Raw genomic sequence first — 23,746 nt, forward strand, 5'->3', positions numbered from 1 at the left:
TTATTACCGATAACAATCGAAGTTATGACCAACGGTTAAAGTTGCTCATCCAACACCTTAGCCAGCATGTCGACGAAGAAATCCACACTGCGCCGGGAGGTGACCATCGGCGGCTTGATCTTGAGGATGCTCAGATAGTCGCCGGTGGGTTGCATGAAAATCCCCAGTTCCCGCAGCCGATCGCACAGCAGCGCGGTCTCTTCGGTGGCCGGTTCCAGGGTTTGCCGGTCGCGGACCAATTCCAGCCCCAGGTAGAACCCGGAACCATGCACCGCGCCCACCAATGGATGCTGTTCGACCAACGCCTCCAGCCGGGCCTTGAAATGCCCGCCTACCACCTGGGCGTTTTCCCACAGCTTTTCTTCCTCCATCACGTCCAGCACCGCCATGCCGATGCGGCAACTGACCGGGCTGCCTCCCGAGGACGAGAAGAAGTAACCCTCAGCCTCCAGCGCCTCGGCAATTTCCCGACGGGTGATCACCGCGCCCAACGGCTGGCCGTTGCCCATGCCCTTGGCCATGGTGATGATGTCGGGCACCACGCCCTGTTCTTCAAAACCCCAGAAGAAATGGCCCATGCGGCCGTAACCCACCTGCACTTCATCGGCGATGCACACGCCGCCTTGCTCCCGAACCAGGGCGTACACCTGCTGCAAATAGCCGGGCGGCAAGGAAATCCCGCCGGCATTGCCATACACCGGCTCACAAATGAAGCCCGCCAACTGGCGGTTCTGCGCGGCGATTTTCGCCAGGTTGTGTTCCACGCTGCGCACGTAGTCGGGCGCGCTGTCTTGCCCGCGAAACTCGCCGCGATAGGTGTTGGGCGCGGTCACCGGGTGCACCCAGTCCGGGCGACTACTCAGGGCCTGGGGGTTGTCGGCAATCGAGGTCGACACCGCGTCCGCCGCCACCGACCAGCCGTGATAAGCCTCCAGCACGCTGAGCATGTCGCGCCCGCCGCTGTAGGCCCAGGCCAGGCGAATCGCCAGGTCATTGGCTTCGGTGCCGCTGTTGACCAGGAAGACCCGGTCCATGGAGTCCGGCGCCAGCGCCAGCAACCGCTCCGAGAACTCGGCAATCGCCGCGTAATGGAAGCGTGAGTTGGTGTTGAGCAGCGACCATTGCCGCGCCGCCACCTGGGCCATGCGTGGGTGACCGTGGCCGAGCACCGCGACGTTGTTGAGCATGTCGAGGTAGGAGCGGCCCTGCATGTCGATCAGGTGGTTGCGCCAGCCGCGCTCGATGCGCGGCGGGTCGACGTAGTAGTGCTTCTGCGAGCGGGCGAAACTCGCGTCGCGCCGGGCCAGCAGGGCAACAGGGTCCAGCTCCGGCTCGGCGTCGCAGGCCAGCCCCAGCAAAGTGGCCGGGGATGGGCAGAGCGCTTGCCATGCTGGCGCCCGGGAAGGCGTGCAGAACAGCGGCGGCTCAAGCTCGGCGCGGCACAGTTGTACCGTCAGCGGCGCGGCAACTTCGCCGAGCACTTGGCCTTTAACCACCGCAGCACCGTGCTGCAACAAAGCTTTCACGCCCCACAACCGAACACTCAACTGCTCGCTGTGCAGGCACAGCAGGCCGTCGGCGGCGTAGCGCAAGGTGCCGGCGAACGGTGCTTCCACCGTAGCGCCCAGCGGCATGTGCAGCTCGACGTGAAGGGGGAACGTGTCCGGTTCACCAGCGCTGTCAGGCTGGGTACGGGACAGCCGATATTGACCATAACGACTGGCTGCCAGCCCATGCACCAGGGCCGCCTCCTCCAACAATCGCCGATCAATACCTGCCTGCTGCCAATTCCCCGCTTCGAAATGCGGGCTGAGTACACCCAAGTCGATCAGCGCGAACTCACGCCCAACCAACCCCGGTAACAAAGGCGCAAAGCCTTCGCCGGCAATGGGCGGCAACTCGGCACCGACACAGCTCAGGATCGCCGCCTCCATCAGTTCGAAGGGCACCGAGGTGGCCACGTGGAAAATTTCCCACTCATGCTCGGCGTTCTTCAGCAGGTACGCGTTATCTGGATCCAGGCCCTGCTGCTGCTCACTGCTGAGCACCAACACCGCAGCCCGCGCGACGATCAGCGGCCACAGCACCTGCAACTCTTCGTGCTGCAACGGGGTGACCGCGTGGCACGCCTGGATCGCCGGCAGGATGGCGAACGGATCGCCCTCGGCATGGTGCAGCAGTGCCGCGCAGGTCACCGACAGGTCGGCAATGCGCCAGGTGCGCACCAGGTCGCCGAAGTCGATCACGCCCTGGATCTGCCAATGCCGCTGGGCGTCGCGCTGCCAGACCACGTTGTCATCGGTGATGTCCATGTGCACGGCCTGCCACGGCAGGCGATCGGCCAAAGGCCGCACGCGGCGCTCCACCTGCTCGACCACTTGCTCAAGCACGGCCCGATGCGGGAGATTTTCGAGGGTCGACAGCAGATGGGTGATCAGCTCAAGGGCATGGCGCGGGTCCCATTGCAGGGTGCGCTCCAAACCCGGATGTTCGAAGCCCGCCAGCGCCAGGCTCATCTGCCCGCAGAGCTCGCCGAAGCCTGCGATCACCTCGTGCCCCAGATGAGGCAGGTGGGTCAGCGGCTGGCCGTCGATGTAGTCCAGCAGCCGCAGGTGCACGGTTTGCCCGGCAACGGTCTCGGTCAGCAGGTCTGCGCCATTAAGGGACGTGATCACCTTGGGCACCCGCACATCCGAATGTTCCTGCAGATGCTTGAGGGCGGCATGCTGAGCCTGCAACTCAACGGCGGCATAGTCGCCCCGGCAGATTTTCAGCACAAAACGGCCACGGTCATTGTCGACGCGGTAGTTGAGGTCTTGCTGGCTGCCGAGGGACTGCAACGCCCCGCCGAGGCCGTAATGCTGCTCAAGTAGCTGCGCCGCAGGCTCGGGCCCCACTTGTGGGCATGGCAGACTGGCGCGATGAATCAACGTGGCGAGCAACATGTGACGACCCCTGTTTTTTATCAGGCGCTTATATCGCCATTGTGCCGGGCGTTACGCAACCCCTTCGAATACGGCGTTTCGGCACGCAAATTGCCATCGCCCCTTGCACCACCTCGCGCCACAACTCAAGCTATGCTCCATTTGCTTAATGTCCGACTAAGGAAAAGGCCTCCGACATGCGCATTCTTATTACCGGCGGCGCCGGATTTATCGGCTCCGCCCTGGTCCGGCACCTGATTCAAAACACCGGGCACGAAGTGCTTAACCTGGACAAACTGACCTACGCCGGCAACCTTGAGTCGCTGACCAGCATTGCGTCCAACAGCCGCTATGAGTTCGTCCAGGCCGACATCATCGACCAGGCCACCGTCAGCGCCGTGCTGGCGCGCTTTGAGCCGCACGCGATCATGCACCTGGCGGCCGAGTCCCACGTGGACCGCTCCATCGACGGCCCGTCGGATTTTATCCAGACCAATATTGTCGGCACCTACAGCCTGCTGGAGGCCGCACGCGCCTATTGGCAGAAGCTGGAAGAGCCGGCCAAAAGCGCCTTCCGCTTCCACCACATTTCCACCGATGAAGTGTATGGCGACCTGCACGGCGTCGATGACCTGTTCACCGAGACCACGCCCTACGCGCCCAGCTCGCCGTACTCCGCCAGCAAGGCCGCGTCCGATCACCTGGTGCGCGCCTGGCAGCGCACCTATGGCCTGCCGGTGCTGCTGACCAACTGCTCGAACAACTACGGGCCGTTCCACTTCCCCGAGAAGCTGATCCCGCTGGTGATCCTCAACGCCCTGGCCGGTAAGCCGTTGCCGGTGTATGGCGATGGCCTGCAAGTGCGCGACTGGCTGTTCGTCGAAGACCACGCCCGCGCGCTGTTCAAAGTAGTGACTGAAGGCGTGGTGGGCGAGACCTACAACATCGGCGGTCATAACGAGCAGAAGAATATCGATGTGGTGCGCAGCATCTGCGGCCTGCTGGAAGAACTGGCGCCACAGCGCCCGGCGGGCGTCGAGAAATTCACCGACCTGATCACCTTCGTCAAGGATCGCCCGGGCCACGATCAGCGCTACGCGATCGACGCCAGCAAGATCGAACGCGAGCTGGGCTGGGTGCCCGAAGAAACCTTTGAAACCGGCCTGCGCAAAACCGTGCAGTGGTACCTCGATAACCTGGAATGGTGCCGCAGGGTCCAGGACGGCAGTTATCAGGGCGAACGACTGGGCAACACCGACTTTAAGGATCTGATCGCATGATGAAGGGCATCGTATTGGCCGGTGGCTCCGGCACCCGTTTGCACCCCATTACCCTGGGCGTTTCCAAGCAACTGTTGCCGGTGTATGACAAGCCGATGATCTACTACCCGATTTCGGTGCTGATGCTGGCCGGGATCAAGGACATCCTGCTGATTTCCACCCCGGTGGACCTGCCGCAATACCGCAACCTGCTGGGCGATGGCAGCCAGTTTGGCGTGCGCTTCACCTATGCCGAACAACCGTCGCCGGACGGCCTGGCACAAGCGTTTTTGATTGGCGAAGAGTTTATCGGTGATGATCCGGTGTGCCTGATCCTGGGCGACAACATCTTCCACGGCCAGCACTTCGGCGAACAACTGCGTACCGCTGCCGAACGGCCATCCGGCGCCACCGTGTTCGGCTACTGGGTCAACGACCCCGAGCGTTTCGGTGTAATCGATTTCGACGCACAAGGCCGAGCCCTGTCCATCGAAGAAAAACCGGCCAAGCCAAAATCCAGCTATGCGGTGACCGGCCTGTACTTCTTCGACAACGACGTGATCGAGATCGCCAAGGCGGTCAAGCCATCGCCCCGTGGCGAGCTAGAGATCACTGACGTCAACAACGCCTATCTCAAGCGCGGTGACCTGCATGTAGAACGTTTTGGGCGGGGTTTCGCGTGGCTCGACACCGGTACACATGACAGCCTGCTGGAGGCCTCCCAGTACGTGCAGACCATCGAGCACCGCCAGGGCCTGAAAGTGGCATGCCTGGAAGAAATCGCTTACGAGAACGGCTGGATCGACCGCGACCATTTGCTGGAGCGGGCCAAGTACTTTGGCAAGACCGGTTACGGCCAGTACCTGTACTCACTGGTCGGGGAGCGTAAATGAAAGCCACCGAGACCTCGTTGCCAGGCGTGCTGATCATCGAACCGAAAGTGTTCGGTGACGAGCGCGGGTTTTTCTACGAAAGCTTCAACGCCCGCGCCTTCGAAGAGGCCACCGGGCTCAAGCGTGACTTCGTGCAGGACAACCACTCGCGCTCGCAAAAAGGCGTGCTGCGCGGCCTGCATTACCAGCTTGAACATACCCAGGGCAAACTGGTGCGCGTCACCGCCGGCGAAGTGCTGGATGTGGCCGTCGACATTCGTCGCAGCTCGCCCAACTTCGGGCAATGGGTGGGCGTGCGGCTTTGCGCCGATAACCATCGCCAGTTGTGGGTACCGGAAGGTTTTGCCCATGGTTTTGTGGTGCTGAGCGACTACGCCGAGTTCCTCTACAAGACGACTGATTACTACCAGCCGAGCGCCGAGCGCAGCATCCTCTGGAACGACCCGACGCTGGCCATCGACTGGGAACTGACCGAGGCGCCGCAACTGTCCGCCAAGGACCTGGTGGGCAAGAGCCTGCAAGAAGCTGATCTGTTCCCATGAGTGCGCCCTTGAAAATCCTCATCAGCGGGCAACACGGCCAGGTTTCCCGGGAGCTGCAACTGCGGCTCCAGGGCCTGGGCGAGCTGATCGTGCTGGGCCGTGACCAGCTGGACCTGACGCATCCCGAGCAGATCCGCCAGCAAGTACGTGCCCATCGTCCGGGCTTGATCATCAATGCCGCCGCCCACACCGCCGTCGATCAAGCGGAAAGCGAGCCGGACGTGGCCTTCGCCATCAACGCCACCGCACCCGGCATTTTTGCCGAGGAAGCCAAGGCGCTGGGCATTCCGCTGATCCACTACTCCACCGACTACGTGTTCGACGGCAGCAAGGCCGCGCCCTACAACGAGGGCGACGCCACCAACCCGCTGGGCGTCTACGGCGCGAGCAAGCTGGCGGGTGAACAAGCTATCGCAGCAGTCGGCGGTGAGCACCTGATTCTGCGCACCAGTTGGGTCTACTCGACCCACGGCAAAAATTTCCTGCTGACCATGCAGCGCCTGCTGCAGGAAAAGCCGCAGATGCGCATCGTCGCCGATCAAATCGGTGCACCGACCTGGGCCGGAACCATCGCCAACAGCACCCGTGCTCTTATCGAACACTGGCAAGCGGGCCAGGCCGGGGATTGGGGTGTCTATCACCTCACCGCCCAAGGCGAGACCTCGTGGTTCGGCTTCGCACAGGCTATCGGTGAGCAATTGCGCATCGAAGGCAAGGCTTGCGCCGAACTGGAAGCAATTCCCTCCAGCGCCTATCCAACCCCGGCCAAGCGCCCGCTGAACTCGCGTCTGGATTGCAGCCGCCTGCAGCAACAGTGGCACGTCTCGCAGCCGCAGTGGCACGACGCATTGCGCGAGTGTCTTGCAGAGCAGCACTAGGCATAATGCGCCTGTACCCACAGGCGCACGACTCCCATGACTTCACCCCTTCCGCGAAGACCCCGCTGGCGCAGCCTGGCCTTGCTGGCGCTGTGCCTGGCACCGCTGTTGTGGCCGCTGGAGCACTTGGCCGAGCGCTATTACCGCAGCGAACTGGCCGGGCAGAACCGCCAGACACTGGACCTGTACGTCGCCAACCTGCTGGGCACCCTGCACCGCTACGAAGTGTTGCCGCAGATCCTCGGCGACCTGCCGGCGCTGCGCACCGCGATCGATGCGCCCCACGTCAGCACCAACCTGGTCAACGCCAACCACCTGCTCAAGGACGTCGCCGCCCAGGCCGGGGTGGAAGTGATGTACCTGATGGACACCACCGGCAAAACGCTGGCCGCGTCCAACTGGGACAAGCAGGACAGCTTCGTCGGGCGTAATTTTTCCTTTCGCCCGTACTTCAGTGAAGCCATGGACGGGCGCCTGGGCCGCTTCTTCGGCCTGGGCACCACCTCGGCCAAGCGCGGCTACTTCTTCGCCGCCGCCGTGCGCGATGGCGAAAAAATCATCGGCGTGCTGGTGGTCAAGGTCGACCTGGACCACACCGAAAGCCTGTGGGGCAACACACCCGAACAACTGCTGGTGACCGATCACAACGGGGTGGTGATCCTGACCTCGCGCCCCCAATGGCGCTTTCGCGCCACCCGGCGGCTGACCGACGAAGAACGCCAGGCCATCATTGCCATCCAGCCTTACCCGACCCGCGACCCGCAGCCGCTGAACCTCAGCTCCACCGCCTGGGTGCGCCAGGCCACCGACATTGCCGAGACCGGCTGGAAGGTCGAGATTCTCGCACCACGCACCTTGATCAGCCGCCCGGTGCGCACCGTGGTCGCCGTGGGTGGCGCCACCTTGCTGGTGGTGATGCTGTTGCTCGGCCTGATGATGCAGCGCCGTCGCCATTACCTGGAGCGCATCGCCTTCGAAGCCAAGGCCCGCCGCGAGCTGGAAATGCGCGTGATCGAGCGAACCAGCGACCTGGAAGGCCTCAACCGGCGCCTGAAACAGGAAGTATTGGAGCGCGAACACGCCCAGCAGGAACTGGTGCGCGCCCAGGATGACCTGGTGCAGGCTGGCAAACTGTCGGCGCTGGGCACCATGTCGGCGAGCATCAGCCATGAACTCAACCAGCCGCTGGCGGCGATTCGCAGCTACGCAGAAAACGCCGAGATTTTGCTCGATCACCAACGCACCGACGACGCCCGTGGCAACCTCAAGCTGATCAGCGAATTGACCGGGCGCATGGCCTCAATCATCGCCCACTTGCGCGCCTTCGCCCGGCGCGACCGGCATGCGCCGGAAAGCGTGGCCCTGCAACCGGCGCTGGACGATGCGCTGGCGCTGCTGGCCAAACGACGTCGGGCAATGGAGGTGGAACTGATCCGCGACCTGCCCGAAGCAACCTTGTGGGTCGCAGCCGGCGAAACCCGCCTGCGCCAGGTGCTGGGCAACCTGCTGGCCAACGCCCTCGACGCCCTGACTGAAAAAGGCCCGCCGCGCAAACTCTGGTTGAGTGCCCAAACCACTGAACAGGGCGTCAACCTGTACATTCGCGACAACGGCCCGGGTTTCTGCATGGAAGCCCTGGGCCGTGCCAGCGAGCCCTTCTACACCACCAAGACCCGCACCCAGGGCCTGGGGTTGGGCCTGGCGATTTGCGACACCCTGATGCGCGCCTTTGGCGGTGAACTGTTGTTCGCCAACCACAAGGAAGGTGGCGCACTGTTAACCTTGAAACTGCGCGCCGGGGCTCCGGGTGTCAGTCTGCAACCGTCCGAGGACCGCAGTGTATGAGTATTGATAACCAGATTCAGGTGGTGTTGATCGACGATGATCCACACCTGCGTCAGGCCCTGTGCCAGACCCTGGACCTGGCCGGGCTGAAAGTCCTGACCCTTGGCGAAGCCCAGGGGCTGACCGCGCAATTGTCCCGGGATTGGCCGGGAGTCGTCGTCAGTGACATCCGCATGCCCGGCATGGACGGCCTGGAGCTGCTGAGGGAACTCCACGCCCAAGACCCGGAGCTGCCGGTGCTGCTGATCACCGGCCACGGCGACGTGCCGCTGGCAGTGCAGGCCATGCGGACCGGCGCCTACGACTTCCTGGAAAAACCCTTCGCCAGCGACGCCCTGCTCGACAGCGTGCGCCGTGCCCTGGCCCTGCGCCGCCTGGTGTTGGACAACCGCAGCCTGCGCCTGGCCCTCAGCGACCGTCAGCAATTGAGCACGCGCCTGGTGGGGCACTCACCGCAGATGCTGCGCCTGCGCGAGCAGATTGGTGCGCTGGCGGCAACCAAGGCCGACGTGCTGATCCTCGGCGAAACCGGCGCCGGCAAGGAAGTGGTGGCGCGCGCGCTGCACGACCTGTCGAACCGCCGCGCAGGCCCGTTTGTGGCGATCAACGCCGGTGCCCTGGCTGAGTCGGTGGTGGAAAGCGAGTTGTTCGGGCATGAGCCAGGGGCTTTTACAGGGGCCCAGAAGCGGCGCATCGGCAAATTTGAATTTGCCAACGGCGGCACGCTATTCCTTGATGAAATCGAAAGCATGAGCCTGGATGTGCAGGTCAAGCTGCTGCGCCTGTTGCAGGAGCGCGTGGTGGAGCGACTGGGCGGCAATCAACTGATCCCGCTGGATATCCGCATCATTGCCGCCACCAAGGAAGACCTGCGCCAGTCTGCCGACCAAGGGCGCTTCCGGGCCGACTTGTATTACCGCCTCAACGTCGCACCGCTGCGTATTCCGCCACTGCGCGAGCGAGGCGAGGATGCGCTGATGCTGTTCCAGCACTTTGCCGATGAGGCCAGCACCCGCCACGGGCTGCCGATGAAAGAGCTGCAACCGGGGCAACGCGCGCTGTTGTTGCGTCACAGCTGGCCGGGCAATGTGCGGGAGCTGCAAAACGCCGCCGAACGTTTTGCCCTGGGCCTGGAACTGGCGCTGGACAGCACCCAAGACAATCCATCGGCTGGCGTCCTGACCAGCACGCCCGGCGGTTTAAGCGAGCAGGTCGAACAGTTCGAAAAAAGCCTGATCGCCGCAGAGCTGGCACGCACCCACAACTCCATGCGCAGCCTCGCCGAGGCACTGGGCGTGCCGCGTAAAACCCTGCACGACAAACTGCGCAAGCACGGACTGAATTTCGCCGACAGCGGCAACAGCCACGCTGACGACGAATGACCTTTTCCCCCCTGCCACGAGGCCACCATGAGTCGCGATAGCCGTTACCTGGAATCGATCCTTCACCACGACATTCCCCTGACCCGGGAAATGGGCCTCAAGGTGCTCGACTGGCAGGACCGGCAACTGCAACTGCGCTTGCCGCTCGGCGCCAACATCAACCACAAGAGCACCATGTTTGGCGGCAGCCTGTATTGCGGTGCCGTGCTGGCGGGCTGGGGCTGGCTGCATTTGCAGTTGCGTGAGGAAGGGATCGAAGACGGGCACATCGTGATTCAGGAAGGGCAGATCAGTTATCCGCTGCCGGTGACGCGGGATGCGGTGGTGGTTTGCCAGGCACCGGAAGAGAAGGTGTGGAAGCGGTTTGTGGCGACCTATAAGCGTTATGGCCGGGCGCGGTTGGCGCTGGAGACGTGGATCGTCAATGAGGACAGTAAAGAGCGGGCCGTGACCTTTACCGGGCAGTATGTCCTGCACACCTAACAAATGTGGGAGCGGGCTTGCTCGCGAAGGCAGTGTGTCAGTCACCAGATGTATTGGCTGATCCACCGCATTCGCGAGCAAGCCCGCTCCCACATTTTTGATCGGTGCTGTGTCTAAGAACGAGCCAGGGTCAGCAACCGTTCGCGCCATTCGGCCTTGGCCGGCAATGCCAAAAAGAACGGATTCAATAGTGATTCCCGCGCCGGATAACTGAATGGTTGTCCATTCAGCTCCAGCACTTCACCGCCCGCCCCTTCCAGCACGCCCTGTGCCGCCGCCGTGTCCCACTGCGAGGTCGGCGCCAGGCGCGGATAACAATCGGCGCTGCCCTCAGCCAACAAGCAAAACTTCAACGAGCTGCCGATATTCGCCAGCTTCAGCTCGCCCAATCCCGCACTCAAGCCCGCCAGCAGACGATCCTGCTCCGGGCTGGTATGCCGACGACTGGCAACCACCGTAAACGCTTCGCCCGCCGCTGGCGTCTGGCGCACCTGAATCTGCTTGGGCGGCTCACTCACATCGGAGCGCCAGGCGCCCAGCCCTGCGCCACCGAAGTAGCAACGACCACTGGTAGGCATCGACACCACGCCGAACACCACCCGTCCCTGTTCGATCAAGGCGATGTTGACGGTGAACTCCTCGCTGCCGGAGATAAACTCCTTGGTGCCATCCAGCGGGTCCACCAACCACCAGCGCTGCCAACCGGCGCGCACGCTCTGGTCGATATCCGCGTCTTCTTCAGACAGCACCGGAATGCTCGGGTCCAGGGCGGTGAGCCCGGCGAGGATCAGATGGTGGGCGGCCAGGTCGGCGGCGGTGACCGGTGAATCATCGCTCTTGGTGGTCACGGCAACATCAGCGCGCCAATACGGCAGGATGACCTCACCGGCCTGGCGGGCCAATTCAATCACAGGGGCAATAAACGGGTGACCCAGGAACAGTTCGCTCATGGCTGGAACGCTCCACGTTGAGTCAACAAGTCGCGCACCAGATACAGCGCCGCCAAGGCGCGGCCCTCGCTAAACTGCTCGTTTTGCGCCAACTGCGAGAGCTCCCGCAGGTTGACCCGGTCGACGCGCATCGGCTCCGGCTCGTCGCCTTCCAGGCGTTCTTCATACAGCTCAGTGGCCAGCACCACCTGGATTTTCTGGCTCATGTAGCCGGGAGACAGCGAAAGCTCGGTGATGTGTTCCAATTGGCGGGCGCCAAACCCGGCCTCTTCCTTGAGCTCTCGGTCGGCCGCCGCCAACACGTCTTCGCCCGGCTCGATCAAGCCCTTGGGCAATGACAGTTCATACTCGTCGGTGCCGCCGCAATATTCTTCGATCAGCAGCGCATGGTCCGCGTCGATCATTGCCACGATCATCACCGCGCCATAACCGGCGCCTCTGCCCACCAGGCGCTCGTAGGTCCGCTCCACGCCATTGGAAAAGCGCAATTGCACTTCCTCCACGCGGAACAAACGGCTACTGGCGACTATTTCGCGGGCGAGGACGGTGGGTTTCTGGCGCATGAGCGGCTCCTTGGCGTGATCGGGTTACTATACCGTGGCTTTTCCGATTGTCTGTGTCGGATATCTTTTCTTACATGAGTGTTCTTTATGCCTCCATTGCCCTGGCACGCCATCGACACCGTCCTGCTGGACATGGACGGCACCTTGCTCGACCTGCACTTCGACAACCATTTCTGGATGGAGCACCTGCCCCAGCGCTATGCCGAACTGCATGGCGTGAGCCGGGCCATGGCCGAGATGGAACTGCAGCCGCTGTTCGAGCGTAACGCCGGACAGTTGCAATGGTATTGCCTGGATTTCTGGAGCGCCGAACTCAAGATCCCGGTGCGGGAGCTCAAGCTGGAAACCGCGCACCTGATCGCCTTGCGCCCGGATGCCGATACCTTCCTGGCGGCGATCAAACAGGCGGGTAAGCGGGTGATCCTGATCACCAACGCCCATCGGGATTCGCTGTCGTTGAAGCTGGAACGCATCGAGCTGGCGCCCTATTTCGAGCGGCTGATCAGCTCCCATGACTATGGTTTTGCCAAGGAAAACCCGCAGTTCTGGGACGCCCTGCACGCCGACATCGCCTTCGACCCGGCCCGTAGCCTGTTTATCGATGACACCTTGCCGATCCTGCGCAGCGCCCGGGATTTTGGCGTGGGGCATTTGCTGGCGGTGAAGGAACCGGACAGCCGGAAGGGGCCTAAGGACACGGCGGAGTTTGCGGCGGTTGGGGAGTACAGGGAGTTGATTGTAGGTTTGTAACAACGCTGAAGATCCAATGTGGGAGCGGGCTTGCTCGCGAAGGCGGTGTGTCAGCCACTGAATATATTGACTGATCCACCGCTTTCGCGAGCAAGCCCGCTCCCACATTTAGTCCGCGTATTACTCAGGAATACGCAGCGTCTGCCCTGGGTAGATTTTGTTCACATCTTTAAGCATCGGCTTGTTGGCCTCGAAGATTTTGTTGTACTGGTTGGCGTTGCCATACACCGCCAGTGAAATCGCGCTCAGGGTGTCGCCCTTTTTCACCACAACAAAGCGGGCCGCAGCGACAACCGGACCGGACACGGTGATCTGGTCCTCAACGCTCGCAACACCGGCAATATTGCCTGCCGCCAGGATGATTTTTTCTTTCTCTTCCTGCGTCGCCACCTCACCGGAAATCGTGACCTTGTCACCCTCGACGGTAGCGTGAACGTTCGGGTTACCCAGCCCTACATCCTCAATATGCTTTTTCAGATCTTCACTGGCGTTGGCATTACCCGGCGTCAACAGCTTGACCAGCTTCTCGCCCGCTTCCTTAACAAAACTAAAAATACTCATGGTGCGCTCTCCTTGGGATATGAATTCCAGATGCAAAAGACTAGACCAGTCCTGCAGAATTGGGTTCCTGCCCGTCCAAAGACCGGATAATTCCTACCGTTCCTGGCCCCAACCCCAAACGCGCTAGAATCCCCGCCTGGACCACGCCCTGGAGCGAAGATGGACATCAAACAGCTGAAATTCCTCATCGCCCTCGACGAAACCCGTCACTTCGGCCAGGCAGCGGCACGCTGCCATATCACCCAGCCGACCCTGTCGATGCGCCTGCGCAGCCTGGAGGAAGAGTTAGATCTTCCATTGGTCAATCGCGGCCAGCGTTTCGAAGGTTTTACCGCTCCGGGTGAGCGCGTATTGGCCTGGGCGCGTACGGTGCTGGCGGCGTATGACGGTTTGCAGGCCGAGGCGGCGGCCTGTCGCGGTAATCTGGTGGGTACGTTGCGCCTGGGCGTGGTGCCGCTGTCCAGTTTTGATCCGCTGGCGTTGATGCAGAAGCTGCATAAGGAACACCCAAGCCTGCGCTTCGAATTGTCAGCGTTAAGCTCCGAGCAAATCCTCGAACAACTGGCCAGCAACCGCCTGGACCTCGGCGTGTCATACCTGGAGCGCCTGGACGCCGAGCGTTTCGACTCCCTGGCCCTGGGCGAAACCCGCATGGGCCTGCTGTACGACCAACGGTTCTTCAGCTTCGGCGACAAGCCCCTGAGCTGGGAAGCGCTGATCGAACTGCCCCTGGGAATGCTCACCAGCGGCATGCACTTTCGCCAGTCCATCGACCACAACTTCCACAGCCGCGGCCTCAACCCGCAGCCGCTGTTGCAGACGGATGCCGTCCATCAATTGTTACAAGCCGTGCATGGCGGGCTGTGCTGCGCGGTGATGCCCCTGGACGGCGGCCTTGATGCCCTCACCGAGCACCTGCGGCTGCAACCCATTGAAGATGCTCACACTTTGGCCCGCCTGGGGCTGATCATGCGGCGTAGCGCACCACGCTCGGCGCTGGCGGAAGCGTGTTTTGCGCTGTACCAGAAATCGCTACTGGAGCCTTGATCGACGGCATCTATCGGTAGATCAGTACTGACGATTAGACGCGACCCTTTGTCGCGCCTAGTCTTACAGCTGAATACTCCCGGTGGTAATGCCCAATGAACGCCCAGCGCCCAGTCTGCGCGGCGCCCGCCCTTGAAACGCCCGCGCCCGCCGCCAGCCAGAGCTACCAGTTTTGTAATCTCGAACACACCGAATCGGCCAGCACCGCGCTCGCCGAGGAAGTGGCGTTGGCGATTGCCTATAACGACATCAGCCAGGCGGTGATGCTGGTGACGCCCACCGACCTTGAAGACTTTATTCTCGGCTTCAGCATCGGTAGCGGCATTATCGAAGACGTTAGCGACATTTATGACCTGAAAATCAGCGGCTCGGGCTCGACCCAATACGCCCAGGTGCAGATTTCCAGCCGCGCCTTCTGGAATATGAAGCAGCAGCGCCGGCAGTTGGCTGGCACCAGCGGCTGTGGCCTATGCGGTGTGGAAGCCGTGGAACAGGCACTGCCCAACCTCAAGGTGCTGCCCGGCGCGCCTTTGCCGCCTGCCGAATGGCTGGACGGCCTGCGCCAACGCATCAGCGCGTTCCAGCCCTTGGGCCAATACAGCGGCGCGGTGCATGCGGCGGTGTTCATGAACAATCAGGGCGAATTGCTGCTGGGCCGTGAAGACATTGGCCGGCATAACGCCCTCGACAAGCTGATCGGCGCGCTGATCCGCCAAAAGATTCCGACCGACGGCGGCCTGGCGATTGTCACCAGTCGCTGCAGCCTCGAACTGATCCAGAAAGTACTGCGCGCCGGCATCCAGACCCTGGTCAGCCTGTCGTCACCCACCGGCCTGGCCCTGCAATGGGCCCGCCGGCACAACCTCAATCTCATCCACCTGCCGCAGAAAAGTGCGCCGCGGGTCTATAGCCCTGCGATGGAGAATCAAGCGTGAGCACTCATCACCAAGCCGACGACAAACCAACCCCGCGCTACAAGCCCTACAAAGGCCCGGCCGGTGGCTGGGGTGCACTGATCAGCGTGGCGCAAGCCTGGCTGACCAGCGACAACGCGCTGAAAAACATCCGCATGATGCTCAAGACCAACCAGAACGGCGGCTTCGACTGCCCGGGCTGCGCCTGGGGCGACTCGCCGGAAAGCGGCATGGTCAAGTTCTGCGAGAACGGCGCCAAGGCGGTCAACTGGGAAGCCACCAAGCGCCGGGTCGACGCGGCATTCTTCGCCAAGCACAGCGTCAGCGCGCTGCTGGAGCAGAGCGACTACTGGCTGGAATATCAGGGCCGCCTGACCGAGCCGATGAGCTACGACGCCGAAACCGACCGCTACAAGCCCATTAGCTGGGAGTCGGCTTTCGACCTGATCGGCAAGCACCTCAACGCACTGCCAAACCCGGACATGGCCGAGTTCTATACCTCGGGCCGGGCCAGCAACGAGGCGGCTTACCTGTATCAACTGTTCGTGCGCTCCTACGGCACCAACAACTTCCCGGACTGCTCGAACATGTGCCACGAAGCCAGCGGCGTCGCCCTGGCGCAAAGCGTGGGTGTGGGTAAAGGCACCGTGACGTTCGATGACTTCGAGCATGCAGACGCAATTTTCGTCTGGGGCCAAAACCCCGGCACCAACCACCCACGGATGCTGGAGCCACTGCGCGAAGCCGTGAAACGCGGCGCCCAGGTGGTGTGCATCAACCCGCTGAAAGAGCGTGGCCTGGAACGTTTCCAGCACCCGCAACACCCGCTGGAAATGCTCACCAACGGCGACAAGCCGACCAACACCGCCTACTTCCGCCCGGCACTGGGTGGCGACATGGCCATCCTGCGCGGCATGGCCAAATTCCTGCTGCTGTGGGAACGCCAGGCCCAGGCTGAAGGGAAAGAAGCCGTGTTCGACCACGACTTCCTCAACGAACACACCGCCAACGTGCTGGATTACCTGGGCAAGATCGACGACACCTCATGGGATGAAATCGTCGAGCAGTCCGGCCTGACCCTGGTGGAGATCGAGCAAGCGGCGCGCATGTACGCCAAAGGCAAAAACGTGATCATGTGCTGGGCGATGGGCATCACCCAGCATCGCCATTCGGTGCCGACCATCCAGGAAATCGCCAACCTGATGCTGCTGCGCGGCAACATCGGCCGCCCAGGCGCAGGCCTGTGCCCCGTGCGTGGCCACAGTAACGTGCAGGGCGACCGCACCATGGGCATCAACGAACGGCCACCAGTGGCGTTCCTCGATTCCCTGGAGCGTCGCTTCCAGTTCCAGGTACCGCGCGACAATGGCCACAACGTGGTGGAAGCAATTCACGCCATGCTCGAAGGCCGCTCCAAAGTGTTTATCGGCCTGGGTGGCAACTTCGCCCAAGCCACACCGGACAGCCCGCGCACCTTTGAAGCCCTGCGCAATTGCGACCTGACCGTGCAGATCAGCACCAAGCTCAACCGCAGCCACCTGATGCACGGCAAGGACGCACTGATCCTGCCGTGCCTGGGCCGTACCGACATCGACATCCAGGCCGAAGGCCCGCAAGCAGTGACCGTGGAAGACTCGTTCAGCATGGTCCACGCGTCCAATGGCCAGCTGCAGCCGCTGTCGAAGCAGATGAAATCCGAGCCTGCGATTGTGGCCGGTATTGCCGCTGCGACCTTGGGTAGCAAGCCGGTGGACTGGAACTGGCTGATGGCCGATTACGACCGCATTCGCGACCTGATCGCCGACACCATCCCGGGCTTCAAGGACTTCAACGAACGCCTGAAAAACCCGGGCGGTTTCTACCTCGGCAACTCAGCCGGTGCACGTCGCTGGAACACACCGTCGGGCCGCGCCAACTTCCGTGCGAACATCCTGCCCAAAGACCTGGTGCACGAACGCACCCGCAACACCGGGCAGTTGCCGGACCTGATCATGCAGTCGATGCGTTCTCACGATCAGTACAACACCACCATTTATGGCCTGGATGACCGCTATCGTGGGGTCAAGGGCCAGCGCGATGTGCTGTTCGTCAACGAAGCCGACATCATCCGTCTGGGCTTCAAGCCGGGGCAGAAGGCCGATATCGTGTCGATCTGGGATGACGGGCGCGAGCGTCGGGTGAAGGGCTTTACCTTGCTGGCGTTTGATATTCCGGCTGGGCAGGCTGCGGCGTATTACCCGGAAGTGAACCCGCTGGTGCCGCTGGAGAGCACTGGTGATGGCAGCCATACGCCAACCTCGAAATTCGTGGCGATTCGGTTGGAGGCAGCGAGTGCGACCGGGTTGATCATGGCGAAGTCGGCCTAAGCAACACCTCATTGTGGCGAGGGAGCTTGCTCCCGTTCGGGTGCGTAGCGCCCGTAAAAATTTTGGGGCCGCTGCGCAGCCCAACGGGAGCAAGCTCTCTCGCCACAGGAAGCACCCCAAGCTTTTTCACAGACACAAAAAAGGCCGCTTTTGCATAAAAGCGGCCGTTCCCAAGTAACTAAAGACTCGAAAAATCGACTTAAGTTCCGTATAAAAAACAGCAACTTAGATAATTGTATACAACCTATACCACTGGTCGGGTTTCGATTGTCACCGTCTCGATACAACCTCAGGATCGCGCCGTCATCCTCTTGAGGTTCCTCTATGAAGTTCTCCTCGATTCTCTTGTTGTCCCTTGGCCTGGTCAGTGGCGCAGCCATGGCCGGTGGCACCACCGAAGCCGGTGTGGGCGGCGCATTGGGCGGGGTTTTAGGTTCGGTCGTAGGTCAGCAGTTGGGCGGTAACACCGGTTCGACTATCGGTGCGGCCCTCGGTGGCGCAGGCGGCAGTGCGGTCGGCGCAGACAAACGCAGCCGTGGCGAAGCAGCCATTGGCGGCGCATTGGGCGCAGCCGGCGGCAACGTGGTGGGCCGCAGTGTTGGCGGCAGCACCGGCAGCCTGATCGGCGCAGCAGCCGGCGGCGGTGCCGGTGGCGCGCTGGGCAACTACATGGGCAACAAGAGCGATAACGATGATCGTCGTTACCGTGGGGGCGATAACCGCCGTTATGACCGCGATGATCATCGCGGGCGCGGGCATGCTTATGGGCATCGCAAGAATAAGCATCACTATCGCGACCGCTAAGGCCCCGCTTCTGTAGGAGCGAGCTTGCTCGCGAGGGTCGTCAACGATGACGATGGAAACCTGACCCCCCGCTGTGCCCTCAGATTTTTCGCGAGCAAGCTCGCTCCTACAGTACCAAGCGCTGCAACGCACCCCGCAGCGCTTCTGGAATCGTCACCGGCTGGTTCGACGCCCGATCCACGAACACGTGCACAAACCTCCCCGCGGCACAGGCGTCTTCTTCGCCAGCCTTGAACACCGCCAACTCATACTGCACCGAACTGTTGCCCAACTTGCCCACCCGCAGGCCGATCTCAATGCGGTCCGGAAAGGCAATCGAGGCAAAGTAGTCGCACGCCGAACTCACCACAAACCCCACCACTTCGCCGTCATGAATATCCAACCCGCCCTGCTCGATCAGGTAGGTATTCACCGCCGTATCGAAGAAGCTGTAGTAGGTGACGTTGTTCACATGGCCATACACATCGTTGTCGTGCCAGCGCGTGATGATCGGCTGGAAGTGACGGTAATCGACGCGCTGCGGCATAGAGTCAGACATGGACAAATCTCGGGTAAGTGAATTTACAGGTCGCTCAAATGAGCTTCAGCCCATTCCCGCACTTCGGCGTAGGGATATTCCTCAAGCGCTGCGAAGCCAGGTATGGCTCGCGCCTTCAGTTTGGTAAACAACGGCACGCTGATCCCGCCTAAAAACCGCGTCAGACGTTCAGCGCCCGGCACGTGGCCGTTGTACTCATGATGCCTGTGGATAAATTCACCGCACAGCGCCTGGAAGTTTTTATCCACAAGCGGCGGCAAGCTTGGCGGCGCCGGCAAGTGCGCGACGTTACCGTGGCACACCGAACAATGCCCGCATTGCCGGGGCGCGTTTTCGTCGCCGAAATAATGCGCCAGGCGGTAACCCAGGCACTCCACTGTAGCGAACAAATCCAGCATGGCGTGAATCCGCGCCACCTCCGTCACCTCATGCTGCTTGAAGCCTGTGTATAACTGCGCACTCAGCGCCTGTGGATCAAAGTCGGGATTCAGCAGGCCGTAGACCTCGGTCATCTGCTTGCTTTCCATCTCGATCAGGCCCTGTTCCTGGAAGTAATCCAGGGCCTTCACCACTCGGCTGCGCTCGGCCTGATGCTGTTGATACAGCGCGTCGAAATCCACCGTCGCCCAGGTTTTTGCCCTTTTGCAGACCTGGATAATCGCCGCGACAAACTGCTGCCGCTCGCCGGAAAAACGCGCCAGCAATGCTTCAGGTTCAATCAGGTATTTGAAGCGGTATTCGGCGTAAAACGCGTAGCGCGGCGCGATCACACCCTTGAGCTCAAGTTGCACCAGCAAAGTCTTCAGCGGCAGTTCACGGATATTGCTGTGGTCCGACAGTGACCGAAGCAAAAACTCCCATTGCCCATCACCACGAACCGCCTGTATTTCATCCAGGACACGGCGAATACCTTCCTGCTCCGGCGTGTCGCCGTACACAAAGTTTTCCAGAACATTCAGGCTGTCGCGGTTAGCCAAAACCAGACAGTCAGACGGCTGCCCATCACGCCCGGCGCGACCGATTTCCTGGCTGTAGTTCTCGATGGATTTGGGCAGGTCGAAGTGCACCACGTTGCGGATATCGCTCTTGTCGATGCCCATGCCAAAGGCAATGGTGGCAACGATGCAATTGGACTGGCCGCCCATAAATCGCTTCTGGATACCCTCCCGCTTATCGTGGGCCAAGCCCGCGTGATACGCCTCGGCCTGGATGCCGTTGCGATTCAAATGCTCGGCAATATGTTCGGCGGTTTTCTGCAGGGTGACGTAGACGATGCTCGGCTGATTGGCCCGCTCGTTCATCCACGCCACCAGGCGCCGACGCTTGTCCTGGCCGGCGACGGGCTCCACCAGCAGGTTGAGGTTGGCGCGGTAGAAGCCTGTGGTGATCACATCGTCCGGCGCAATGGCGAACTTGGCCTGCATGTCGGCGATCACCTTGGGCTTGGCCGTAGCGGTCAACAGCAGCGCCTGGGGGATGCGGAACTGGCGTTGGTAGTCCGGCAGCTTCAGGTAATCCGGGCGAAAGTTGTGGCCCCATTCGGAAATACAGTGAGCCTCGTCCACCACCAGCAGCGAGATCGGCACGCTTTGCAGGAAATTGCGGAAGCGCTCGTTCTTCAAGCGCTCCACGGAAACCATCAGGATTTTCAGCTCGCCCGAACGCGCCCGGGCCATGACGTCGTTGGCGTCATCGCGGCTTTGGGCCGAGTCGATGCTGCCCGCGGAAATGCCGTGGCGCTGCAAGAAACCCAACTGGTCCTGCATCAACGCCAGCAACGGCGACACCACCAGCGTCAGGTGCGGCAGCAACACGGCGGACAGTTGATAGCAAAGGGACTTGCCGGAGCCGGTGGGGAAAATCGCCGCCGCCGAACGGCCGGCCAGCACAGCGCTGATCGCCGCCTCCTGGCCCAAACGAAACTGTGGATAACCAAAGACCTGTTGGAGGGTGTTGTGCATAAGCTGTCACTCCATTGACCGCTGAACGAGCCCAAAACATAGACCAGCGCACTCAGCGAATCGAGAAAGGTCGCAAGGAAAAAAGAGACAGGATGATACACAGGGTACGGGATGGCCCAGGGCCGATTCAGCATTATTCGACGGGTGTTGTGGGAATAGGAAATGAGCCGGGTCAGAAATGAACAACGCGCCAAAAGGCGCGTTGTGGGTACCAAGAGGTGTTGCTGAATCAGCGGTTCTGTACGCGCTCGATTGCGGTGTCGTACACCGGGTTAGCCTTCTGTTCCTTGGCCAACTGGTAGTGACGCAGCGCATCGGAGAATTGGCCTGCCGCTTCATAGATGCGTGCAATGTTGTAGTACGAGCCTGCACGTACGGTGGCCGCCGTCGGCCCGCTCGCCAAGGCGATCGCCTTACGGTTGGCCCAGATCGATTCAGCGGTGTTGCCGGCCTTCTGATAGGCAAGGCCGAGGTTGCCGTAGGCTTTGCCGAAGGCGTTGTCCAGGTCGATAGCCTGGCGGAAGTAGGCAATCGCCTGATCCAGGTTACCGGCCTGGTAGGCAGCTTCGCCCTTGATGTTCAGTTTCTTCGCATCGCTTTGAGAGGCGGAGCTCACCACTACTGCATCGACCGCCACACTGTCATCCAGCAGCGGCTTGACTTCGTTCAGCACGTTCTTGGCTTCGACATTCACGCCGGCGAAAGTGTTGATATCCTGGAAGTCGCCATTGCCGGTCATACGGAACACGGTCCACAGGTTACCGCTGCGGTTTTGCGGCACATAGTAGGTGCGCACCAGCGACTGGCCCATGTACACAAACACCTTGGCTTCGCTGTCGGAGAGTTCACGCGAGCCCGGGTTGCCACGGTTGGTGAAGTCATGCACGGCGTAGACGTAGCTTTCACCGTAATGTTTCTTCTGCAGCGTGATGGTTTCCGGGCCGTAGCTGTCGGTGTCGTCCACATCCAGCTCGGCGTCGGTGCCGGTCTTGCTTTGGAAGTAGATGTTGTTGCCCGGGAAGATCATGTGGGAGTCGAGGTCGGATGGCGTGCGGCCCCAGGTCAGCACTACACGGAGGCCGTCGAGGTTTTCCATCACCGGGCTTACGGCGTAGGTCATGCCCTTGCACGGGCACTTGACCACCAGGTTGGAGTAGCCTGGTTTTTTGATGATCAGCAGGTTGCTGGCGTCATCGGCGGCTTCGCTGGTCAGGGTGACTTGACCCTGGGCGTTGGTGCGGCCCACCACGTTCTGTGCGCCGTTGCGTTGCAGCAGCACTTCGGCGTCGGCAATCTTCTGGTCCTTGACCACGGCGCTCAACACTTCGATCGGCAATTGCTCAGCCTGAACCGAAAACGCAGCCACACACAATGACATCGCCGAGGCGACACGAAGCAAACCCATGTTTAACTCCCTTTAAGATACGGACCGAAACGTCCTGTAAGATTTCGCGGTGGAACATACGCTGAATTCAGGGGTTTTGCCGAAAATTTATGCAAAATGTGACGTGGGTTTTATCCTGCCTACGCCCAGACGCATTGCGCTACAATCTAGCCTTGCCACCCAGGAGAACGCTGTCATGAGCGAACTGACGTTTGAGCAAAAGCAGGATCACTACGACAAGATCCGCCGTTCCAACTACCTGGCCAGCCTGCGCCTGGAAGGGTTCGACACCCAGCCCGCCGACGTCGACAAACCCCTGCCGACCCGCGAAGCCGTCCTCGCCAAGTACCGCAACACTGAACGCTGATGCTCGACAAATACGGCGTGGGCCAGGACCCGTACTGCTACCCCGGTAGCAGCGTCCTGCGTAACCGCCTCGATTTGTTCGATGAAGAGCGCCTGCACCAGGCCGAGCGGGAATTGTCTGAAATTGCCGTAGGCAGCCTTCCGCTGTATCCCCCGCCCTACGACCTTGAACGCCTGCAACACATCCACCGCACCCTGTTCGGGGACATCTACGAATGGGCCGGCGAGCTGCGTACGGTCAACATTCAGAAGGGCGACACATTGTTTTGCACGCCGGAGCGTATTCCGCCCGAGGCGGCCAAGATCATCCAGCACATGGCACAGGCCAACTGGTTTATCGGGTTGACGCAGGCAGAGTTGGTGAGGCAAATCGCCGAGGCTTATGGCGACCTCAACGTGATCCACCCGTTTCGCGAAGGGAATGGCCGGGCGCAACGGATTCTGTTCGAGCAGATCATCGTGAATGCCGGGTTTTCAGTGAACTGGTGGCTGGTGAAGAACGCAGCGTGGATACCGGCGAACATCGATGCGGTGGCGTGTGATTACCGGGGGTTGGAGGCGATTTTCGAACGGTGTATCAGCACCCCGCGCTAGCCCCTGATCGTTAAAGCTGGTAACGATCTGTTTATTGCTCTCGCCCCGCACTCCCGCCAAGGTTCGCCCCGTCGTTGCAAATTCAGCGACCGGGTTTGGTCACTCGAAAACAGCACACATAAGTGCCATCACTTGTCTGGCGGACGTCTATCGTCTTCTCAGCGCAATGTTATGGCGGCTGTGTGTGGGACGTCCTCGGACGTGCCGGATTGCTGTTTCCGGTTGGCCAACCTGCGCACAGTCCGCCACCCATCGTTTGGCCACGGTGATGATGGTTACTTAACAGCAAACCGAGTACCTTCAAATGCAAACACCTGAAGCGATAAACCGCTACCTTCCACTTGGCACCAACTTCACCGATACCCACCCCCTGCTCATCGACACCGAAGCCGCCGCCGAAGATATCCAGTCCGCAGCCCACCAACGCATCCGCGCTGCAGCCGATCTGCTCGAAACCTTCTCCTGCCTGACCTTCGAACAGGCCGACCTCAAAGACATTTCCCATATCACCAACGCCTTGTACCTGCTCGTCCAAGACGGTTGCGACCTGCTGGAAGCCGCCCAAACCGGCATGATGCAACTCACCACCACCGACGCCGTAAAGCGAACGCCATCTGAGCAGTCGCAGAGCTAAAAATGTGGGAGCTGGCTTGCCTGTGATAGCAGAGTGTCAGACAACACTTCTACCACTGACACACCGCCATCGCGGGCAAGCCCGGCCTCCACTTTTGATTCAGTCGCC

Annotated in this window: 22 protein-coding genes and 1 pseudogene; 16 read left to right on the top strand and 7 right to left on the bottom strand. The window is 61.3% G+C overall.

Translation table 11 applies throughout. The features are described 5' to 3' along the window. Positions 1–35: 35 nt before the first annotated feature. A complete protein-coding gene (locus tag CEC48_RS14320; RefSeq protein ID WP_088424362.1) occupies positions 36–2,945 on the bottom strand; it encodes an aminotransferase in 2,910 nt (969 codons plus the stop codon). Positions 2,946–3,121: 176 nt separating this feature from the next. Here CEC48_RS14320 and rfbB point away from each other — a divergent pair, with 176 nt between their 5' ends. Genes rfbB through CEC48_RS14355 form a run of 7 tightly spaced genes read left to right on the top strand, consistent with a single transcriptional unit; the run spans position 3,122 to position 10,206 of the window. Beyond that, positions 3,122–4,204: a dTDP-glucose 4,6-dehydratase gene (gene rfbB, locus CEC48_RS14325; protein ID WP_088424363.1), complete on the top strand. Its 1,083-nt coding sequence runs from the start codon at positions 3,122–3,124 to the stop codon at positions 4,202–4,204. Next, on the top strand, positions 4,201–5,076 hold the full coding sequence (gene rfbA, locus CEC48_RS14330; RefSeq protein ID WP_088424364.1) for a glucose-1-phosphate thymidylyltransferase RfbA: 876 nt from the start codon (positions 4,201–4,203) through the stop codon (positions 5,074–5,076). Before rfbB ends, rfbA begins: the two co-directional genes overlap by 4 nt. Then, positions 5,073–5,618, top strand: a complete 546-nt coding sequence (gene rfbC, locus CEC48_RS14335) for a dTDP-4-dehydrorhamnose 3,5-epimerase (RefSeq protein WP_088424365.1) — start codon at positions 5,073–5,075, stop codon at positions 5,616–5,618. The genes rfbA and rfbC overlap by 4 nt, the downstream gene beginning before the upstream one ends. Further along, a complete protein-coding gene (rfbD, locus tag CEC48_RS14340) occupies positions 5,615–6,496 on the top strand; it encodes a dTDP-4-dehydrorhamnose reductase (RefSeq protein ID WP_088424366.1) in 882 nt (293 codons plus the stop codon). The genes rfbC and rfbD overlap by 4 nt, the downstream gene beginning before the upstream one ends. Before the next feature lie 36 nt (positions 6,497–6,532). Next, entirely contained in the window at positions 6,533–8,341 is a 1,809-nt protein-coding gene (locus tag CEC48_RS14345) for an ATP-binding protein (protein WP_088424367.1), read from the top strand. Further along, complete coding sequence (locus tag CEC48_RS14350) at positions 8,338–9,723, top strand: sigma-54 dependent transcriptional regulator (protein WP_088424368.1); 1,386 nt, start codon at positions 8,338–8,340, stop codon at positions 9,721–9,723. The genes CEC48_RS14345 and CEC48_RS14350 overlap by 4 nt, the downstream gene beginning before the upstream one ends. Before the next feature lie 27 nt (positions 9,724–9,750). Next, positions 9,751–10,206: a thioesterase domain-containing protein gene (locus tag CEC48_RS14355; RefSeq protein WP_088424369.1), complete on the top strand. Its 456-nt coding sequence runs from the start codon at positions 9,751–9,753 to the stop codon at positions 10,204–10,206. Positions 10,207–10,319: 113 nt separating this feature from the next. On the opposite strand, the gene cysQ is transcribed toward CEC48_RS14355, so the two are convergent. Together cysQ and nudE are read right to left on the bottom strand one after the other, a co-directional pair. Next, positions 10,320–11,156, bottom strand: a complete 837-nt coding sequence (gene cysQ / locus CEC48_RS14360; protein ID WP_088424370.1) for a 3'(2'),5'-bisphosphate nucleotidase CysQ — start codon at positions 11,154–11,156, stop codon at positions 10,320–10,322. Next, positions 11,153–11,719, bottom strand: coding sequence for an ADP compounds hydrolase NudE (gene nudE, locus CEC48_RS14365; protein ID WP_088424371.1), 567 nt, complete (start codon positions 11,717–11,719; stop codon positions 11,153–11,155). Before nudE ends, cysQ begins: the two co-directional genes overlap by 4 nt. Positions 11,720–11,806: 87 nt before the next feature. On the opposite strand from nudE, the gene yrfG reads away from it, so the two are divergent. Further along, on the top strand, positions 11,807–12,469 hold the full coding sequence (yrfG, locus tag CEC48_RS14370) for a GMP/IMP nucleotidase (protein WP_088424372.1): 663 nt from the start codon (positions 11,807–11,809) through the stop codon (positions 12,467–12,469). A gap of 120 nt (positions 12,470–12,589) precedes the next feature. Here yrfG and lysM read toward each other — a convergent pair whose 3' ends face one another. Then, a complete protein-coding gene (lysM, locus tag CEC48_RS14375; protein ID WP_088424373.1) occupies positions 12,590–13,030 on the bottom strand; it encodes a peptidoglycan-binding protein LysM in 441 nt (146 codons plus the stop codon). Between the two features lie 159 nt (positions 13,031–13,189). Here lysM and CEC48_RS14380 point away from each other — a divergent pair, with 159 nt between their 5' ends. From CEC48_RS14380 to CEC48_RS31845, 5 genes and pseudogenes are all read left to right on the top strand, one after another. Next, positions 13,190–14,077: a LysR family transcriptional regulator gene (locus CEC48_RS14380; protein WP_088424374.1), complete on the top strand. Its 888-nt coding sequence runs from the start codon at positions 13,190–13,192 to the stop codon at positions 14,075–14,077. A gap of 95 nt (positions 14,078–14,172) precedes the next feature. Beyond that, positions 14,173–15,012, top strand: a complete 840-nt coding sequence (gene fdhD / locus CEC48_RS14385) for a formate dehydrogenase accessory sulfurtransferase FdhD (RefSeq protein ID WP_088424375.1) — start codon at positions 14,173–14,175, stop codon at positions 15,010–15,012. Then, a complete protein-coding gene (locus tag CEC48_RS14390) occupies positions 15,009–17,357 on the top strand; it encodes an FdhF/YdeP family oxidoreductase (protein ID WP_088424376.1) in 2,349 nt (782 codons plus the stop codon). The genes fdhD and CEC48_RS14390 overlap by 4 nt, the downstream gene beginning before the upstream one ends. Before the next feature lie 324 nt (positions 17,358–17,681). Continuing rightward, positions 17,682–18,161 (top strand): glycine zipper domain-containing protein, encoded by a 480-nt coding sequence (locus tag CEC48_RS14395; protein ID WP_088424377.1) that lies wholly within the window; start codon positions 17,682–17,684, stop codon positions 18,159–18,161. 24 nt (positions 18,162–18,185) lie between these two features. Further along, positions 18,186–18,275 (top strand): annotated as a pseudogene (locus tag CEC48_RS31845) (outer membrane lipoprotein carrier protein LolA); the annotation flags it as partial. Here CEC48_RS31845 and CEC48_RS14400 read toward each other — a convergent pair. The 3 genes from CEC48_RS14400 to CEC48_RS14410 form a co-directional block, all read right to left on the bottom strand. Next, positions 18,268–18,699 (bottom strand): thioesterase family protein, encoded by a 432-nt coding sequence (locus tag CEC48_RS14400; protein WP_088424378.1) that lies wholly within the window; start codon positions 18,697–18,699, stop codon positions 18,268–18,270. The pseudogene CEC48_RS31845 and the gene CEC48_RS14400 overlap by 8 nt on opposite strands. A 23-nt stretch (positions 18,700–18,722) precedes the next feature. Then, entirely contained in the window at positions 18,723–20,660 is a 1,938-nt protein-coding gene (locus tag CEC48_RS14405; RefSeq protein ID WP_088424379.1) for an ATP-dependent DNA helicase RecQ, read from the bottom strand. A gap of 229 nt (positions 20,661–20,889) precedes the next feature. Next, entirely contained in the window at positions 20,890–22,065 is a 1,176-nt protein-coding gene (locus CEC48_RS14410; RefSeq protein ID WP_088424380.1) for a tetratricopeptide repeat protein, read from the bottom strand. A 175-nt stretch (positions 22,066–22,240) separates the two neighbouring features. Here CEC48_RS14410 and CEC48_RS14415 point away from each other — a divergent pair, with 175 nt between their 5' ends. From CEC48_RS14415 to CEC48_RS14425, 3 genes are all read left to right on the top strand, one after another. Beyond that, on the top strand, positions 22,241–22,411 hold the full coding sequence (locus tag CEC48_RS14415) for a YhfG family protein (RefSeq protein WP_088424381.1): 171 nt from the start codon (positions 22,241–22,243) through the stop codon (positions 22,409–22,411). Beyond that, a complete protein-coding gene (locus CEC48_RS14420) occupies positions 22,411–23,004 on the top strand; it encodes a putative adenosine monophosphate-protein transferase Fic (RefSeq protein WP_088424382.1) in 594 nt (197 codons plus the stop codon). The genes CEC48_RS14415 and CEC48_RS14420 overlap by 1 nt, the downstream gene beginning before the upstream one ends. A gap of 304 nt (positions 23,005–23,308) precedes the next feature. Continuing rightward, positions 23,309–23,638: a hypothetical protein gene (locus CEC48_RS14425; RefSeq protein WP_088424383.1), complete on the top strand. Its 330-nt coding sequence runs from the start codon at positions 23,309–23,311 to the stop codon at positions 23,636–23,638. Positions 23,639–23,746: the final 108 nt, after the last annotated feature.

It is taken from the genome of Pseudomonas sp. K2I15 (genome assembly GCF_002204795.1).
Taxonomy (GTDB): domain Bacteria; phylum Pseudomonadota; class Gammaproteobacteria; order Pseudomonadales; family Pseudomonadaceae; genus Aquipseudomonas.

What these genes read in the sequence shown, in the direction of transcription:
- rfbD (WP_088424366.1), top strand. Translation starts at nt 5,615, where the DNA reads ATGAGTGCGCCCTTGAAAATCCTCATCAGCGGGCAACACGGCCAGGTT.
- CEC48_RS14425 (WP_088424383.1), top strand. Translation starts at nt 23,309, where the DNA reads ATGCAAACACCTGAAGCGATAAACCGCTACCTTCCACTTGGCACCAAC.
- lysM (WP_088424373.1), bottom strand. Translation starts at nt 13,030, where the DNA reads ATGAGTATTTTTAGTTTTGTTAAGGAAGCGGGCGAGAAGCTGGTCAAG.
- CEC48_RS14420 (WP_088424382.1), top strand. Translation starts at nt 22,411, where the DNA reads ATGCTCGACAAATACGGCGTGGGCCAGGACCCGTACTGCTACCCCGGT.
- CEC48_RS14320 (WP_088424362.1), bottom strand. Translation starts at nt 2,945, where the DNA reads ATGTTGCTCGCCACGTTGATTCATCGCGCCAGTCTGCCATGCCCACAA.
- nudE (WP_088424371.1), bottom strand. Translation starts at nt 11,719, where the DNA reads ATGCGCCAGAAACCCACCGTCCTCGCCCGCGAAATAGTCGCCAGTAGC.
- CEC48_RS14400 (WP_088424378.1), bottom strand. Translation starts at nt 18,699, where the DNA reads ATGTCTGACTCTATGCCGCAGCGCGTCGATTACCGTCACTTCCAGCCG.
- yrfG (WP_088424372.1), top strand. Translation starts at nt 11,807, where the DNA reads ATGCCTCCATTGCCCTGGCACGCCATCGACACCGTCCTGCTGGACATG.
- CEC48_RS14345 (WP_088424367.1), top strand. Translation starts at nt 6,533, where the DNA reads ATGACTTCACCCCTTCCGCGAAGACCCCGCTGGCGCAGCCTGGCCTTG.
- CEC48_RS14355 (WP_088424369.1), top strand. Translation starts at nt 9,751, where the DNA reads ATGAGTCGCGATAGCCGTTACCTGGAATCGATCCTTCACCACGACATT.
- CEC48_RS14380 (WP_088424374.1), top strand. Translation starts at nt 13,190, where the DNA reads ATGGACATCAAACAGCTGAAATTCCTCATCGCCCTCGACGAAACCCGT.
- rfbA (WP_088424364.1), top strand. Translation starts at nt 4,201, where the DNA reads ATGATGAAGGGCATCGTATTGGCCGGTGGCTCCGGCACCCGTTTGCAC.
- cysQ (WP_088424370.1), bottom strand. Translation starts at nt 11,156, where the DNA reads ATGAGCGAACTGTTCCTGGGTCACCCGTTTATTGCCCCTGTGATTGAA.
- CEC48_RS14395 (WP_088424377.1), top strand. Translation starts at nt 17,682, where the DNA reads ATGAAGTTCTCCTCGATTCTCTTGTTGTCCCTTGGCCTGGTCAGTGGC.
- CEC48_RS14405 (WP_088424379.1), bottom strand. Translation starts at nt 20,660, where the DNA reads ATGCACAACACCCTCCAACAGGTCTTTGGTTATCCACAGTTTCGTTTG.
- fdhD (WP_088424375.1), top strand. Translation starts at nt 14,173, where the DNA reads ATGAACGCCCAGCGCCCAGTCTGCGCGGCGCCCGCCCTTGAAACGCCC.
- rfbB (WP_088424363.1), top strand. Translation starts at nt 3,122, where the DNA reads ATGCGCATTCTTATTACCGGCGGCGCCGGATTTATCGGCTCCGCCCTG.
- CEC48_RS14410 (WP_088424380.1), bottom strand. Translation starts at nt 22,065, where the DNA reads ATGGGTTTGCTTCGTGTCGCCTCGGCGATGTCATTGTGTGTGGCTGCG.
- rfbC (WP_088424365.1), top strand. Translation starts at nt 5,073, where the DNA reads ATGAAAGCCACCGAGACCTCGTTGCCAGGCGTGCTGATCATCGAACCG.
- CEC48_RS14415 (WP_088424381.1), top strand. Translation starts at nt 22,241, where the DNA reads ATGAGCGAACTGACGTTTGAGCAAAAGCAGGATCACTACGACAAGATC.
- CEC48_RS14350 (WP_088424368.1), top strand. Translation starts at nt 8,338, where the DNA reads ATGAGTATTGATAACCAGATTCAGGTGGTGTTGATCGACGATGATCCA.